We start from the raw sequence: 14,520 nt of genomic DNA on the forward strand, positions 1-14,520 counted from the left end.
AGTGTTCCGTGTATGTCGAGTGTTTAGAGAGCGGAGTTGGCTGCCCAGGAGTCGAGCACTTTCTTGTAGGGCTTGATGAAGTGCGCTTCCGTGAATTTCCCTTGCTTGACGGCGAGCTGGCTGCGCTCTTCGCGGTCATAGACAATCTGCGTCAAGGAGTAGTCGGGGTTCTTCAGGCTCGGTCGATAGAGCCTGCCTGCCGCGGAATTGGCGTTGTAGATTTCCGGGCGGTAGATCTTCTGGAACGTTTCCATCGTGCTGATCAGGCTGATCAGCTCCAGATTGGTGTAGCTGCCAAGCAGATCGCCCTGGAAATAAAAGGCGAGGGGGGCGGCGCTGCCCGGGGGCATGAAGTAGCGGACCTGCAACCCCATTTTTTCGAAGTACTGATCCGTCGATGAGAACTCATCTTGCCGGTACTCGACGCCCAGGATGGGGTGGTGGTTTTCGGTGCGATGGTAGGTCTTGCTGCTCGACGCGCTGATGCAGATGACAGGCGGCTTGCTGAAGCGCTCTTTATAGGCGCTTGAGTTCACAAAGTGCTTGAACAGCTTGCCATGCAACACCCCGAAATCGTCCGGGGTGCTGAACGTGGATTTGTCGTTGTTGTGCTCCGGCAGAAGCACGCTGAAATCGTAGTCGCGCACGTAAGAGGAGAAATTGTTCCCCACGATGCCCTCGATGCGTTCGTTGCGCTTTTTGTCGACGATATGGGTTTGCAGTATTTCGATCAGCGGAAAGGCGTCGTTGCCGCCTTCGGCGCCCATGTTCATTTCAACGGAAATGATCTCGAGTTCGACCGCGTAGCGGTCCCCGGTCGGGTTGTCCCAATGCGCCAGGTTGTTGAAGCGCCTGTCGATCATCCGCAAGGTGTTGCGCAGATTTTCTTGGCGACTCGCTCCCCTGGCCAGATTGGCGAAGTTGGTCGTGATGCGCGTGCTGTCCGACGGCTGATAGTTCTCGTCGAAATGGATGCTCTTGATATTGAATGTGAACGCGTTGCTCATGGTGGTCTGCTGCGCTGATTTTGCGAAAAGTGTGCGGAGAGTTAAGGCCGTTTTCTGAACGGACGCGACACGCGGGAAGCGCGCCTGCGGTGGGTGCTCAGGGGCATAAGTCGGATTGGAAGACCCTGCAACCTCCGCCGGGGGGAGGCTGCGTGGGCCGGGATGGCTTCAGGCCGCGACCGCTTCCTCGGCGTCGGCCATTGCCGATTGGCGCGCCAATGCGATCAAAGGCATCGCGCGGTGGACTGCGAGTCTGGCCCGCTCGATCAGGGCTGCGTCCTGCAGGCGGTAATCGGCGAAATCCTTGTCGGTCGCGTAGACGCCCAGCGGCAAGGTGCGGGCCTGGAAGAAGCTGAACAGCGGCCGCAGTTGGTGGTCGATCACCAGGGCATGGCGTTCGCTGCCGCCGGTGGCAGCCAGCAGGATCGGCTTGTCGACCAAGGCGTCCTGATGAATGAAGTCGAAGAAGTGCTTGAACAGGCCGGTGTAAGAGCCGCGAAAAACCGGGGTGGTCACCACCAGGACGTCGGCCTGCTCGACCGCCGCAAGTTCGCGCTCCACCGTCTCGGGCAGGTGGGAGCGCCAGACCGCTCCAGCAAGTTGCGGCGCAAGCTGGCCCAGTTCCACCAGGCGTTGTTCGCACGGAAGTTCGTCAGCGATCAGGTCCAGCAGGTGATCCGCCAGGGCTGCGGATTTGGAGGGGCGTTGCAGTCCGCCGGAAACTGCGACTAGACGGAGGGGACGTGTCATTCTGGGCTTCATGAAGATGGATCCACGCGCCGCTGCGGCAATGCCGTATGCGTGTGCGCCGCCGGAAGCGGCGCGGGTGCTCGTGAATTCAAGTCTTGATTAATGGCAAGGTCCGCTTGCAAACATGCGAACGATCAATGGGACGGGATACTAGGGGACGGGAGTGATGAAGTAAAATGGTTTTATTTCACAAATCCATGAGCGGAATTCATCTGAATGCTTGAGCGCATCCATCTCAGCATCGTTCAGCAGGTCGAAAAGCAGGGGTCGTTGACGGCCGCCGCTGGCGTGCTGAGCCTGACCCAGTCGGCCCTGAGCCACAGCATGAAGAAGCTGGAACAGCAGCTGGGCACCGACATCTGGCTGCGAGAAGGGCGAAGCCTTCGCCTGACGCAGGCCGGCCAATATCTATTGGCGGTGGCGAATCGCGTGCTGCCGCAACTGGATCTGGCCGAAGAGCGCCTGGGACAGTTTGCGCAAGGCGAGCGCGGCGCGCTGCGCATCGGCATGGAGTGCCACCCTTGCTACCAATGGCTGCTCAAGGTGGTTTCTCCTTATCTGGCCGCATGGCCCGACGTGGATGTGGACGTCAAGCAGAAGTTTCAGTTCGGCGGGATTGGGGCACTCTTCGGTTTTGAGATCGACCTCCTGGTCACGCCCGATCCGCTGTTCAAACCGGGCCTCAAGTTCGAGCCCGTGTTCGACTACGAGCAGGTGCTGGTCGTGCCCAAGGGCCATCCGCTGGCGTCTGTGGCGTACGTGAGGCCGCAGCAGTTGACCCAGGAAGTGCTCATCAGCTACCCCGTCGACATCGAGCGCCTGGATATCTACAACCAGTTCCTGTTGCCGGCCGGCGTTACGCCCAAGCGTCACAAGGCCATCGAGACCACCGACATCATGGTGCAGATGGTGGCCAGCGGACGCGGCGTGGCAGCGCTGCCGCGCTGGCTGGTCGAGGAATACGCGGCCAGGATGGACGTGGTGCCAGTGAGGCTGGGGGTGCGCGGCATTGCCAAGCAGATCTTCCTGGGCGCGCGCGAGGCGGAGACTGGCATTGACTATGTGCGGGCCTTCATTGAATTGGCTCGCCAGCCGGCAATTGCCCCTGCCATTGCGCAAAAAGCCAATGGATGAGGTCGGCCGTCGAACACCAACCGCCTGCCGAGCCGTTCGGCGTGCCCTTCAGTCATGTCCTTGATTCATCCCAGCACATACCAGTCCCCCGGCAACATCACCGACGCCTATTCGTTGGAAGTCAGCGCGAGGGACATTTCCGCGCTGGCCGCAACGGCGTCGCGGATACCGCCAGGGTCGACCATTTCCATTCCCTACCTGCCAGGCCAGGACAATGACGCGCGACTGGCCGCAGCGCGAGCCGTGCGGGCGCTGGGCTTGGAGCCGATGCCGCACCTTTCCGCGCGCCGTATCGCGTCGCTTACCGAGCTTGATTCGTTCGTCAGGCGCGCGGTCGCTGAGGCTGGCGTTGAGCGCTGCTTCGTGATCGCAGGAGATCCTCCGACGCCGCTGGGGCCGTTTCTCGACAGCACCTCGCTGATCGAAACTGGCGTTTTCGAGCGCGCGGGCATTCAGGTTGTGGGCGTAGGCGGACATCCGGAAGGCCATCCGGTCATGAGCGCGACCGATCGATGGAACGTGCTCGAACGCAAGTGCCATGGCATCGGCATGCGCGGCATGACGCCCCTGATCGTCACGCAGTTTGGTTTTGATGCCGACATCGTGCTGACGTGGTTGAAAACCCTGCGCGAGCGTGGCATTGAACATCCCGTTCGGGTGGGCGTGCCCGGCCCCGCAGGGATCGCGGTGCTTGCTCGCTATGCGGCCTTGTGCGGCGTCAGCGCCTGCGCGTCGATGTGGTCTAAATACGGAATCTCTTTGGGCAAGCTGTTTGGCACGGCGGGGCCCGATGTGTTTGTGGATCGCCTGGCCGCAGGGCTGACGCAAGCACATGGAAACGTGAGCCTGCATTTCTTTCCATTCGGAGGCATCGCGCAGTCCGTGAAATGGATAGAGCAGTACCGCTCTCGCGCCGAGAAGCTGCGCCCCGTCAGCGCAGCCCTGTTATGACAAGGGCGAAGTTCCCATAATTGGAGTGGTATTCTCCCCGGCAGATTGGAGGATGACCAGATTGAATGCTTCATCGGCACCGTGCACACCGTTCAAGGTAAAGACGAACGCATTGTCTGGATGGTCTTGGCTGCGATAGTGATGCCGAAGGCGCCATATCCGGCTGAAAAATTGGTTAACGGGAGATATTCAATGCGCGTAAGGGCTCTTGCACTCGGCCTGTTTTCAGTTTGCTGCACGTCGGTCGCTGCCCAGGACAGCACCAGGACACTACAGCAAGCCTTCCAGCAAGTGCCCCAGGTAGTGTTGACCGCCTCTGACGCGATGCAATTCTTCTTTCTCGACGTTCAAGCCTGGCGAGCCCTGGAGAAGTCCGGGCCAACCGCCGACGGCATGCGCCGGCTCTCCATCGCCCAGGCCATCAGCCCGCTTCAATCCATTGGATACGGGCTGGACCAGTGGGCCGATCACGCCAAGATCCCTTTCGATGAACTGTCCTATTTCGGCGGGTTTGGCCAGTCGCCCGGCAATGTCTCGTATTGGGGGCTGAAGGACAAAGAATCCGCCGCGACGTTGGTGGATCGCCTCGTGCAGTCCGATTTCAAGCCGTTGAATGGCGATGTGGCTGGTCTAATGGCGAACGGCGAGGCCAACAAACCTGACATGACCAAGGCCAGCGGACGAGACCCTTGGCGAGGCACGATGGGTATGCCCACGTTCGTGCTGCCGCTGGACGCGGCCCTGGTCCAGGCGTCATCCCCAACCGGAATGCGGGCGCTGGCCAAAACGTCTCCCTCGGTGGCGGACAGCCAGATGGTTGCCGCTTCGATCGCGGGGCTCAAGCAAGCCGTGCCCTCGGACGGCGCCCGGATTGTGCAAGCGGCCGTCATTTCGCCCGTGCTGGGTCTGCAAGGCGTCGATCCGGCAAAGGTGTTGTTTGCCGATCCCGGCGACATGCAAAGCGCGAAGCAGAAGCTTGAAGCGATCGCGGCATCCAGCGGTCGCGGCATCCCGCCTTACTTTTCAGGAATCATCGCGGACGTGCAGGTCAAGAACGCGCCCGGGGTCGTGATTTCCCTGTCATACGCGGATTGTGGCGCTGCCCAGCAGGCCGTTGACGGCGTAGCCGCCGCCTGGAAGCAAACCATGGCCGGCGCAGTGCAAGCCGACGTAAAGGGAAGCACCGTCCAGGCAGGCAAGCTGTGTGCGGCGGTCGTCAGCCTGACCGCTGCGAAAGCCGAGACTGCGGGCAACCCGATCCTGAGCCAGATCATGACTCGCTATATGCAGCGCGATCTTGCGTTGCTGCAGATCGGCGCGTCGCGCTAAGAACGGATAGGGATCCAAAGACTGAGCGCTGAAGGCATGCTCCGCCGTTCAGGCGGTGGAGCAAATCCTTTCAATAGCGCCGCGCGCATGAGCGATGAACGCCTCGGTTTCGGCGGCATGGCGTGCCGCCAGATCGTCGTCGGCCTGACCAAGATAAATCGCGCGCGCCTTGCTGAGGATCGGGCGGTACGACGCTTCCACTCGCGGCAACAGCCATGCCGCCGCATCCGCCTTGGAAGCGATCTCGCCAGAAACCGCCGTGTACCAGATGCGCGCCAGCGCGAGGATGATGTTGCGCTCATCGCCCGCCCAGTCCTCGGGTCGGGTCCATTGGGCGACCGTATCGAGCAGGGCACGCGTGAGGTCGTGTTGGGGAACGGGGTCAAATACCTGGTGGGCCGGCGGTCCAACGAGCGCAATGCTGTGGCCGCGCGCCTGGGTAAGAATGATGGCGAGGTCGTGGTCGATCATGGGCGGCTCCATGATCCCGGCCGTCAGATCGTCGCGCAGCCATTCACCGAACTGGAGTTCCCGCCGGGCCGGGTGGCGCCACGGGACGACATGTTCGAGCGCCAGTACGGTGACTTCCAGCGCGCGCAGTTTCGGCGATTGGCCCGGGGGCGCCGAGACGGCGAGGAGCGCCGTCGCCAGCGCCCGGAGCGCGGCCTCGCCGGGCGGCTGATCCACGATGACGAGCAGATCGATGTCGCTGTGCGGTTGCAGCCCGCCATCCACCGCTGAGCCGAACAGATGGATGGCGACAAGGCGTGTGCCGAGATGGCGTTCGATGAGGCGTCTGGCCTCGTCGATCTGCACAGCGATCGGGGCAGGTAGCGTGCGGGTCATGCAAGGATGATAGCCTGGCCGTATCGCAGTGGGCAGTCCGTTGACCGTGGCGAGGCGGCCCCTTCCATAACCGTTTTCATCGACGTTTTCATGACCAACTACCCCCAACTATTCAGCCTGAAAGGCAAAACCGCGGTCGTGCTGGGCGCCGCTTCCGGCATCGGCCAGGCATCCGCGCATGCGCTGGGCGCGATGGGCGCCTATGTGACGTGCGCCGACCGCGACGAGGGCGGCGCGCAGGCTACTGCGACGCAGATCGTTGACGCAGGCGGTCCGGCCGGCTGGGCGCAGACCGATGCCGCCAGCGGCGAGTCCATCGCGGCGCTGGCCGCCAAGGTGCTGGACGAACAAGGCAGGATAGACATCGCGGTGGCGACGCCCGCGTTGAACATCCGCAAGCTGATCGTCGACTACACCGAAGAAGAATTCGACCAGGTCGTGAACCTGAACCTGCGCGGCGCTTTCCACTTCATGCGCCACTTCGGCCGGCCGATGATGAAGCAGGGCGCGGGCAGCATGATCCTGTGTTCGTCGATGCGCGCCGTGACGATCGAGCCCGGACTGGGCATCTATGCGGCCACCAAGGCCGGCATAGAACAGATGGTCAAGGCGTTCGCGGCCGAGGTCGGCGGTTACGGCGTGCGCGTCAACGCGGTGATGCCGAGCATCATCGAGACCCGCCTGACCGAGCCGCTGAAGGAGCGTCCGGACATTTACAACACGTACGCCGGGCATACCGTGCTGAACCGCTGGGGCCAGCCGTCCGAGGTGGGCGCGGCGGTGGCGTTTCTGGCGTCGGATGCGGCCAGCTATATTTCGGGCAGCAGCCTGGCGGTGGATGCGGGGTGGACGGCGATTGACGGGCCGCCGACTGGGTTGACGCAGACGCGGCCGTCGGAATAGGCGTCTTGCCTTTCAAAGGCGCGAGCAAGCGCCAGGCGAACGTTCACGTGACCACATCGGTATCGCAAAATGGAAGTACTTCATCCTTGGGGCGAGCCTGTGGCGCGAGGGCATTGGCCGCCGCCTGGTGATCGCCAACGAGGAAAAGCTGGTGCCGCCCGGCATGTACACGATGGACCCGCCAAATGGCGATCCCTCGCAATATTGCGAAAGGGCGCACGTGGTCCACGTGCCGGAAGAAGGCGGAATGCCAAGGGATGCGGCGGATTTGTTATCGTTCCAGCCTGCGTGTCTTGATAGGCAGTTGGCTTGGAGTATTTGGTGGCAAAGCTATGGCATCGGTATTTGTTCTTGGCGAAGACAAAACGCGGCAGATCCGCGACTGGACACTCCACTGGAGCGACAAGCACCAGAACCTGGTGCTGACATGCCATTTTCCCTCGGGCAAGTCGTTCAGCCGCCCGATCAGCGATTGCCGGATCGAACCGACCCGCGAACTGAATGAAATGCTGCGCATGAAGAAGGGAAGCGCGGTAGCCAAGCCCGTCGAGAGGGCGCTGGTCTATGGTGATAAATTCGTCGCCATCGAGTATCCGGGCGCTTCAAGGGTTTATGTGGAGAAGCTCGAAGACATCGAACTTATGCCGCAGGCGCCGTTGCATCGCGCGGATGTCTTCCAGTACTTCGTTTCGGTGGCGAACGGTCGCGAGGGCGCGGCGACTGGGGACCAGAAGAGGGTGGCGGCCAATGTGACTCGGCAGTTGGATCGGTTGCCTCCCCGAGCAGACACCGCGCTGTATGCCTACTGCACAGGACAGAATGCGCGGCGGGGATCCGTCGGCGACCTGATCTTTCCCTTCGGCGTCAATGAAAGTCAGTTGTTGGCAGTGAACCGCGCGTTTGAGGCGCAGGTGAGCGTGATCGAGGGACCGCCCGGGACGGGCAAGACGCAGACCATCCTCAATATCATCGCGAATATCCTCTTGCGGGGCCAAACGGTAGCAATCCTTTCCAACAATAATTCCGCTGTCGGGAACGTCTACGAAAAGCTCGGAAAGTGCGGGCTGGACTACCTGGTGGCTTGCCTCGGAAGCAAACAGAACCGTGAGGACTTTTTTGCGACCCAGCCGGAGGTGCCGACCCAGGAACCGGAATCGCCGCCGACAATGGAGTCACTGCAGAAGATACAAACGGCGCTGAAGCAGTTCCTGACTGCACACAACGCGGCGGCCAGACTCAGGGCGGAAATTGACGACGTGGCGGTGGAGCGGCGGTATTTGAGGCAGTGGCGGGAGGAAAACACAATCCCGCGCGGCGAGCCGTTGCGCAAGCTCAAACTGCCTGCGCAAAAGTTGGCGGATCTGATGGCCTATCTGACGCGGCTTGGCGACGGCCGCATCGGGTTGAGGAATCGGCTTGACCTGTTTCTGAACTTCAAGATACTCCGCGTCCAAGCCTTCGGGGACGGGGAGCGGCGGCGTGCAGCCGTCCAAGCTTTGCAGATGCAGTACTACGACAACTTGCATGACGAGAAGCGCGCTGAGTTGGCGGCCTGCGAAGCGGTGCTGGCCAGCGGCAACTTCCGCGCTTTGCTTGAAGACATGACCAAGGGGTCGATGACGTATCTGAAAGCGCATCTTCATCGGCATGTGCAAGATGCCAAGCCATTCGAACAAGACACGTACCGCCGCGACTTCGACGCCTTCCTGAAGCGCTTTCCGATCCTGACCAGCAGCACGCATTCGATCGTCAATTCCATCGAATCCGGCGCGGTGCTGGACTACGTCATCATCGACGAAGCGTCCCAGCAAGACATCATCCCGGGGATTCTGGCGCTGGGGTGCGCAAAGAACGCCGTCATCGTTGGCGACAGCAAACAGCTGGCGCATATTCCATCGGGTGTTGACATCCCTGCGCCTGCCGCCGAATACGACTGCGAGAAGCACAGCCTCCTGGACTCCAGCATTGGTGTGTTCAAACGATCTTTGTCCAGGACGCTGCTGAAAGAGCACTATCGCTGCCATACGAGGATCATCCAGTTCTGCAATCAGCAGTTCTATGGCAACGAACTCATACCGATGAACAGCGACGCCAGCAATGGCGCGTTAAGGCTTGTCGTCACCGCCAAGGGCAATCACTCGCGCGGCAACGGCAATCTTCGCGAACTGGATTCCCTGATGGCATCACTGGAAGCGCCGGGCTCGGAAGGCGCGTGGCAGGAAGGCGGCAGGGGGTTTATTGCCCCCTTCCGGGCGCAGGTCGTCTTGTCCGGATCGCGTCTGCCTGGCGATTTCGTTCGTGACACCGTGCACAAGTTTCAAGGGCGGGAATGCGACGAGATCGTGTTCTCCACGGTGCTCGACAAAAAGCGCGAGAATCAAAAGCGGATGGATTTTGTCGATGACGCACGCATGGTCAATGTTGCGGTGTCGCGTGCCAAGAATCGGTTCACGTTGGTGACGGGGGATGATGTCTTTACGGCAGGAAATGGCCCCATTGCTGCCCTGATCCGGTACATGGAGTATTACGCGGAAGAAAAGCAGGTCCTGCGTGCGCCCGTGGTGTCGGCTTTTGATCTGTTGTACAGCGAATACGACAGGTCGCTCGATCGGCTTGCCTCGCGATTACAGCAAAAGGATTCGGCGTTCAAGTCTGAACGTATCTTGGCGGCATTGATGCGCGACGCGCTATCCGAACCATCCTGCGGGGCATTGATGTCCCATTCGCAGGTCCCGCTCAATCAGGTCGCGGCAACGTCCAATCCCGCGCTGACGGCCCGCGAACGCGAGTTTATGGGACAGGGCGCCAGCTGCGATTTCGTGGTCTATTTCCGGGTGGGCAAGACGCCCGTGGGCGTGATCGAAGTCGACGGCGGGACGCATGACGCGCCCGAGCAAGCGGAGCGGGACGCGTTGAAGGACAGCATTCTGGAAAAAAGCGGCATCGCCGTGCTGCGGCTCAAGACGGTAGAGAGCCGTATCGAAGAACGGCTTGCGCAGTTTCTTTTGAACTGGGCGGTGCGCGAGGCTGCGTGAGGCAGCCGGCTTGTTGGTTATCCCTGACGCCCCATGATGCTCAGCGCCACCGCCTCCGCAATCTTGATCCCATCCACCCCCGCCGACAGAATCCCACCGGCGTAACCCGCGCCTTCGCCCGCCGGGAACAAGCCCTGCGTGTTGATGCTTTCCAGCGTCTCGTTATCCCGCTTGATGCGAATCGGCGAGGACGTCCGCGTTTCCACGCCTGTCAGCACCGCATCCGGCATGTTGAAGCCCTTGATGGTCTTGTCGAACGCCGGCAGTGCTTCGCGAATCGCGGTGATGGCGAAGTCGGGCAGGGCGGTGGCCAGGTCGGTCAGGTGCACGCCCGGCGTGTACGAGGGCAGCACGGAACCGAACTCGGTCGAGGCCTTGCCTTCCAGGAAGTCGCCCACCAACTGGCCCGGCGCGCTGTAGTCGCGGCCGCCCAATTCGAAGGCCTGCGATTCCCATTTGCGCTGGAAGTCGACGCCGGCGAGGACGTGTTCGGGGTAGTCGACCTCGGGTGAAATACCCACGACGATGCCCGCGTTGGCGTTGCGTTCGTTGCGCGAGTATTGGCTCATGCCGTTGGTGACGACGCGGTTGGGCTCGGACGTGGCCGCGACGACCGTGCCGCCGGGGCACATGCAGAAGCTGTAGACGGAGCGGCCGTTGCTGGCGTGGTGCACCAGCTTGTAGTCGGCGGCGCCCAGGATCGGGTTGCCGGCGTTGGGGCCGAAGCGTGCGCGGTCGATGAGGGATTGCGGGTGTTCGATCCGGAAGCCGATCGAGAACGGCTTGGCTTCCATGAAGACGCCCTGGTCGAGCAGCATCTGGAAGGTGTCGCGGGCGCTGTGGCCGATGGCAAGGACGACGTGGTCGGCTTCGATGTGTTCGCCATTGGAGAGCGTGACGCCGGTGACCTGGCCGTTTTCGCGGTGCAGCGTTTCGACCTTGCTGGAGAAGCGGACCTCGCCGCCCAGCTTGGTGATGGTGTCGCGCATGACTTCGACCATGCCGACCAGGCGGAACGTGCCGATGTGCGGTTTGCTGACGTAGAGGATTTCCTCCGGCGCGCCGGCCAGGACGAATTCCTTGAGCACCTTCTCGCCGTAGTGCTTGGGGTCCTTGATCTGGCTGTAGAGCTTGCCGTCCGAGAACGTACCCGCGCCGCCTTCGCCGAACTGGACGTTGGAGTCGGGGTTCAGGATGCGCTTGCGCCACAGGCCCCAGGTGTCCTTGGTGCGTTCGCGCACGGCCTTGCCGCGTTCCAGGATGATGGGCTTGAAGCCCATTTGCGCCAGCACCAGGCCGGCGAACAGGCCACAGGGGCCGGTGCCGATGACGATGGGCCGCTTGGACAACTGCGCGGGCGCCTGGGCGACGAATTTGTATTCGGTGTCGGGGGAAGGCTTGACGTTGCGGTCGTCGTGAAAGCGCTTGAGCAGCGCGGCTTCGTTGGCGACGTCGACATCCAGCGTGTAGATGAGCAGGATGTTGTGCTTCTTGCGGGCGTCGTAGCTGCGCAGGAAGATGGTGTAGCCGTTCAGGTCGCTGGCCGGAATGCCCAGTTTCTTGAGGATTGCCGCGGGCAGTTCCTCGGGCGTGTGGTTCAACGGCAGCTTGATTTCAGACAGACGCAACATGCTTGGGGTCCAGACAGATGGGCGATCACAACGTCGCCAAACGCGGATTGTACTGGAGCCGCGCGCCGCGAAAGTGGGCGCGGCGGGGCGTGCGACGAGGCGAATGGCATGCGGGGGAGCGGTCCGCGCAGTCTGGACGCCGCCGCCCGCGTGAATCAAGGCTTTTCGTTCATCTGGCTGTCAGAAACCCTGCGTTTTTCCTTGTTCTTACTTTGTCCTTAATGCAAAAGACTTTTCCACGTCAAGAATTTCCATCTGATACGGTCGATTGAGCGGATCAGAAGCGCATAATGCCCGCACCTGCTCTTACGTCCCTTTTCAAAGAGCAGTCTTGATTTTCAGCAAGAAAAGAGCGTGTTGTCTCTAGCTCGGGCAGTTCGTGTTTCCAGGTTTCATGTTCGGTAGCGCGCTAGGACAACTTGGAGTATTCACGGAGATGTCCATGACTGATGACGCAAAGCCGCGCCGGCGGTTTCTGCAGGCGATGGCCATTGTGCCAGCGTCCACGCTGGCGGTCGGCGGCCTGACGGTCGGCTGTACCAACGCCGCCGAGGGCAACGCCGCTCAAGCGGCCAAGCCTTACGAGCCCACCTATTTCACCCAGGCCGAATGGGCCTTCATCGTTGCCGCGGTGGATCACTTGATTCCAGCCGACGAGTACGGTCCTGGCGCCATCGCGGCCGGCGTGCCCGAGTTCATCGATCGGCAGATGGAAACGCCTTTCGGCCACGGCAAGCTCTGGTACATGGATGGGCCGTTCCACACCGACCAGGTGCCGGAACTGGGCTATCAACTGAACCAGAATCCCCGCCAGGTGTATCGCCATGGCATCGAGGCCTGTGACGCCTGGTGCGTGAAGACGCACGGCAAGGTGTACGCGCAGCTCGACAAGGCTTTGCAGGAGCAGATCCTGAAGGACCTGCAGGCCGGCAAGATCGTGTTGGAGTCGGTGCCGTCCAAGACGTTCTTCAGCTTCCTGCTGGCCAACACCAAGGAAGGGTTCTTTGCCGATCCGATCTATGGCGGCAACAAGGGCATGGTCGGCTGGAAGATGGTGGGCTTTCCCGGCGCGCGCGCCGACTTTATGGATTGGGTGGACCAGCCCAATGTGAAGTACCCCTATGGCCCCGTGTCGATTTCTGGGGAGAAGGGTTAATCATGGCGATCAAGAAAGACAAAGTTGATGCAGTGCTGGTCGGGTTCGGCTGGACCGGCGCGATCCTGGGCCAGGAGCTGACCGAGGCGGGCCTGCAGGTGCTGGCGCTGGAGCGTGGCGGTATGCAGGACACGCCCAAGGACGCCGAGTATCCCAAGGTGATCGACGAGCTGAAGTATTCGGTGCGCGGTTATCTGTTCCAGGACCTGTCCAAGGAAACCGTGACGATCCGCCACGGCGTGGACGACGTGGCGGTGCCGTATCGCCAGAATGGTTCGTTCCTGCTGGGAACGGGCGTGGGCGGGGCGGGCTTTCACTGGAACGGCATGCACTACCGTGTGCTGCCGGAAGAGCTGGAGCTGCGCACGCGCTACGAAACGCGCTACGGCAAGAAGTTCATCCCGGAAGGCATGACGATCCAGGACTTCGGCGTGACCTACGACGAGCTGGAGCCGCATTTCACCAAGTTCGAGTACGTCTGTGGCACGTCGGGCAAGGCCGGCAACCTGGATGGCAAGATCGTCGAAGGCGGCAACCCGTTGGAAGGCAAGCGCAGCAAGGAGTTCCCGCTGCCGCCGCTGGCTACTACCTATGGCGCGTCGCTGTTCGAGAAGGCGGCGCGCGAAGTCGGCTTCAATCCCTATCCCACGCCTGCCGCCAACGCATCCGGTCCGTACACCAACCCGTACGGCGTGCGCCTTGGCCCCTGCAATTTCTGTGGCTTCTGCGAGAACTACGGCTGCTACATGTATTCGAAGGCCTCGCCGCAGACGACCATTCTGCCGGTGCTGTTGAAGAAGCCGAATTTCGAGCTGCGCACGCGTTCGCAGGTGATCAAGGTCAATCTGGATTCGACCGGCAAGAAGGCCGTCGGCGTGACCTACATCGACGCGGACGGCAACGAGATCGATCAGCCTGCCGATCTGGTGATCCTGTCGGCCTACCAGATGCACAACGTGCGCCTGTTGCTGCTGTCGGGCATCGGCAAGCCCTATGACCCGAAGACCAATGAAGGCGTGGTTGGCAAGAACTACGCGTACCAGATGAACGGCGGGATCAACGTGCTGCTGCCCAAGGGCACCCAGCTCAACCCCTTCGCCGGCACCGGCGCCGGCGGCGTGGGCATGGACGACCTGAACGGCGACCAGTTCGACCACGGCCCGCTGGGTTTCGTGGGTGGCGCCAGCATTCGCCATGTGCGCACCGGCGGTCGTCCGATCAAGCAGACGCCTACGCCGCCGGGCACCGCGACCTGGGGCACGGCCTGGAAGGCGGGCGTGCAGGACGCCTATCAGCGCTACATGACGATCGGGATTTCCGGTTCGGTTATGTCGTACCGCGACGCCTATCTGTCGCTCGATCCGACCTACAAGGACGCCTTCGGCCAGCCGCTCTTGCGCATGACGTTCGACTGGCATGACAACGAGTTCGACATGCTGGGCTACATGGGCAAGCGCATGGAAACCGTGGCCAAGGCGATGAATCCCGAGAAGTACTTTGTGGGCGTGCGCAAGAAGGGCGCGCGCTACGACACGCGCGTCTACCAGAGCACGCACAACACGGGCGGCGCGATCATGGGCTCCAATCCCAAGGAAAGCGTGGTCAACAAGTACCTGCAGAGCTGGGATGTGCCGAACGTGTTCGTGATGGGCGCCTGCGTGTTCCCGCAGAACATGGGCTACAACCCGACGGGGCTGGTGGGTGCCTTGGCCTATTGGGCCGCGCAGGCGATCCGCGAGCAGTACCTGAAGAACCCCGGCCCGCTGGTCCAGGCTTAA

At 61.7% G+C, this 14,520-nt stretch carries 12 protein-coding genes; 8 read left to right on the forward strand and 4 right to left on the reverse strand.

The annotated features are described in order from the left end of the window. Positions 1-23: 23 nt before the first annotated feature. Complete coding sequence (locus ACZ50Q_RS12725) at positions 24-1,007, reverse strand: DUF1852 domain-containing protein (RefSeq protein WP_464081723.1); 984 nt, start codon at positions 1,005-1,007, stop codon at positions 24-26. Positions 1,008-1,175: 168 nt separating this feature from the next. Beyond that, positions 1,176-1,757 carry an FMN reductase gene (msuE, locus tag ACZ50Q_RS12730; RefSeq protein WP_464081724.1) on the reverse strand — a complete coding sequence of 194 codons (582 nt, stop codon included), beginning with the start codon at positions 1,755-1,757 and terminating at the stop codon, positions 1,176-1,178. A 216-nt stretch (positions 1,758-1,973) separates the two neighbouring features. On the opposite strand from msuE, the gene ACZ50Q_RS12735 reads away from it, so the two are divergent. From ACZ50Q_RS12735 to ACZ50Q_RS12745, 3 genes are read left to right on the forward strand one after another with little or no spacing between them, the layout of a single operon-like run. After that, complete coding sequence (locus ACZ50Q_RS12735) at positions 1,974-2,891, forward strand: LysR family transcriptional regulator (RefSeq protein WP_076520538.1); 918 nt, start codon at positions 1,974-1,976, stop codon at positions 2,889-2,891. A gap of 54 nt (positions 2,892-2,945) precedes the next feature. Continuing rightward, a complete protein-coding gene (locus ACZ50Q_RS12740) occupies positions 2,946-3,842 on the forward strand; it encodes a methylenetetrahydrofolate reductase (protein ID WP_464081725.1) in 897 nt (298 codons plus the stop codon). Positions 3,843-3,887: 45 nt separating this feature from the next. Beyond that, positions 3,888-5,171 carry a hypothetical protein gene (locus tag ACZ50Q_RS12745; RefSeq protein WP_464081726.1) on the forward strand — a complete coding sequence of 428 codons (1,284 nt, stop codon included), beginning with the start codon at positions 3,888-3,890 and terminating at the stop codon, positions 5,169-5,171. A 48-nt stretch (positions 5,172-5,219) separates the two neighbouring features. On the opposite strand, the gene ACZ50Q_RS12750 is transcribed toward ACZ50Q_RS12745, so the two are convergent. Further along, entirely contained in the window at positions 5,220-6,017 is a 798-nt protein-coding gene (locus ACZ50Q_RS12750; RefSeq protein ID WP_464081727.1) for an aminoglycoside adenylyltransferase family protein, read from the reverse strand. 90 nt (positions 6,018-6,107) lie between these two features. Here ACZ50Q_RS12750 and ACZ50Q_RS12755 point away from each other — a divergent pair, with 90 nt between their 5' ends. The 3 genes from ACZ50Q_RS12755 to ACZ50Q_RS12765 all read left to right on the forward strand — a co-directional run bounded on the left by ACZ50Q_RS12755 (position 6,108) and on the right by ACZ50Q_RS12765 (position 9,955). Then, entirely contained in the window at positions 6,108-6,920 is an 813-nt protein-coding gene (locus ACZ50Q_RS12755; protein ID WP_464081728.1) for an SDR family NAD(P)-dependent oxidoreductase, read from the forward strand. Positions 6,921-7,047: 127 nt separating this feature from the next. After that, on the forward strand, positions 7,048-7,425 hold the full coding sequence (locus ACZ50Q_RS12760; RefSeq protein WP_464081729.1) for an imm11 family protein: 378 nt from the start codon (positions 7,048-7,050) through the stop codon (positions 7,423-7,425). Positions 7,426-7,435: 10 nt separating this feature from the next. Next, a complete protein-coding gene (locus ACZ50Q_RS12765) occupies positions 7,436-9,955 on the forward strand; it encodes an AAA domain-containing protein (RefSeq protein ID WP_464081990.1) in 2,520 nt (839 codons plus the stop codon). Between the two features lie 17 nt (positions 9,956-9,972). Here ACZ50Q_RS12765 and ACZ50Q_RS12770 read toward each other — a convergent pair whose 3' ends face one another. Beyond that, positions 9,973-11,586 carry an NAD(P)/FAD-dependent oxidoreductase gene (locus ACZ50Q_RS12770; protein WP_464081730.1) on the reverse strand — a complete coding sequence of 538 codons (1,614 nt, stop codon included), beginning with the start codon at positions 11,584-11,586 and terminating at the stop codon, positions 9,973-9,975. Positions 11,587-12,028: 442 nt separating this feature from the next. Here ACZ50Q_RS12770 and ACZ50Q_RS12775 point away from each other — a divergent pair, with 442 nt between their 5' ends. Both ACZ50Q_RS12775 and ACZ50Q_RS12780 read left to right on the forward strand, forming a co-directional pair. Further along, a complete protein-coding gene (locus ACZ50Q_RS12775; protein WP_464081731.1) occupies positions 12,029-12,742 on the forward strand; it encodes a gluconate 2-dehydrogenase subunit 3 family protein in 714 nt (237 codons plus the stop codon). 2 nt (positions 12,743-12,744) lie between these two features. Further along, positions 12,745-14,520, forward strand: a complete 1,776-nt coding sequence (locus tag ACZ50Q_RS12780; RefSeq protein WP_464081732.1) for a GMC family oxidoreductase — start codon at positions 12,745-12,747, stop codon at positions 14,518-14,520.

It is taken from the genome of Achromobacter sp. T5-5 (assembly GCF_055397965.1).

Excerpts from the sequence above, each read along its gene's own strand:
- ACZ50Q_RS12750 (WP_464081727.1), bottom strand. The coding sequence starts at position 6,017 with ATGACCCGCACGCTACCTGCCCCGATCGCTGTGCAGATCGACGAGGCC.
- ACZ50Q_RS12740 (WP_464081725.1), top strand. The coding sequence starts at position 2,946 with ATGTCCTTGATTCATCCCAGCACATACCAGTCCCCCGGCAACATCACC.
- ACZ50Q_RS12755 (WP_464081728.1), top strand. The coding sequence starts at position 6,108 with ATGACCAACTACCCCCAACTATTCAGCCTGAAAGGCAAAACCGCGGTC.
- ACZ50Q_RS12735 (WP_076520538.1), top strand. The coding sequence starts at position 1,974 with ATGCTTGAGCGCATCCATCTCAGCATCGTTCAGCAGGTCGAAAAGCAG.
- ACZ50Q_RS12775 (WP_464081731.1), top strand. The coding sequence starts at position 12,029 with ATGACTGATGACGCAAAGCCGCGCCGGCGGTTTCTGCAGGCGATGGCC.
- ACZ50Q_RS12765 (WP_464081990.1), top strand. The coding sequence starts at position 7,436 with ATGAAGAAGGGAAGCGCGGTAGCCAAGCCCGTCGAGAGGGCGCTGGTC.
- ACZ50Q_RS12770 (WP_464081730.1), bottom strand. The coding sequence starts at position 11,586 with ATGTTGCGTCTGTCTGAAATCAAGCTGCCGTTGAACCACACGCCCGAG.
- ACZ50Q_RS12780 (WP_464081732.1), top strand. The coding sequence starts at position 12,745 with ATGGCGATCAAGAAAGACAAAGTTGATGCAGTGCTGGTCGGGTTCGGC.
- ACZ50Q_RS12725 (WP_464081723.1), bottom strand. The coding sequence starts at position 1,007 with ATGAGCAACGCGTTCACATTCAATATCAAGAGCATCCATTTCGACGAG.
- msuE (WP_464081724.1), bottom strand. The coding sequence starts at position 1,757 with ATGACACGTCCCCTCCGTCTAGTCGCAGTTTCCGGCGGACTGCAACGC.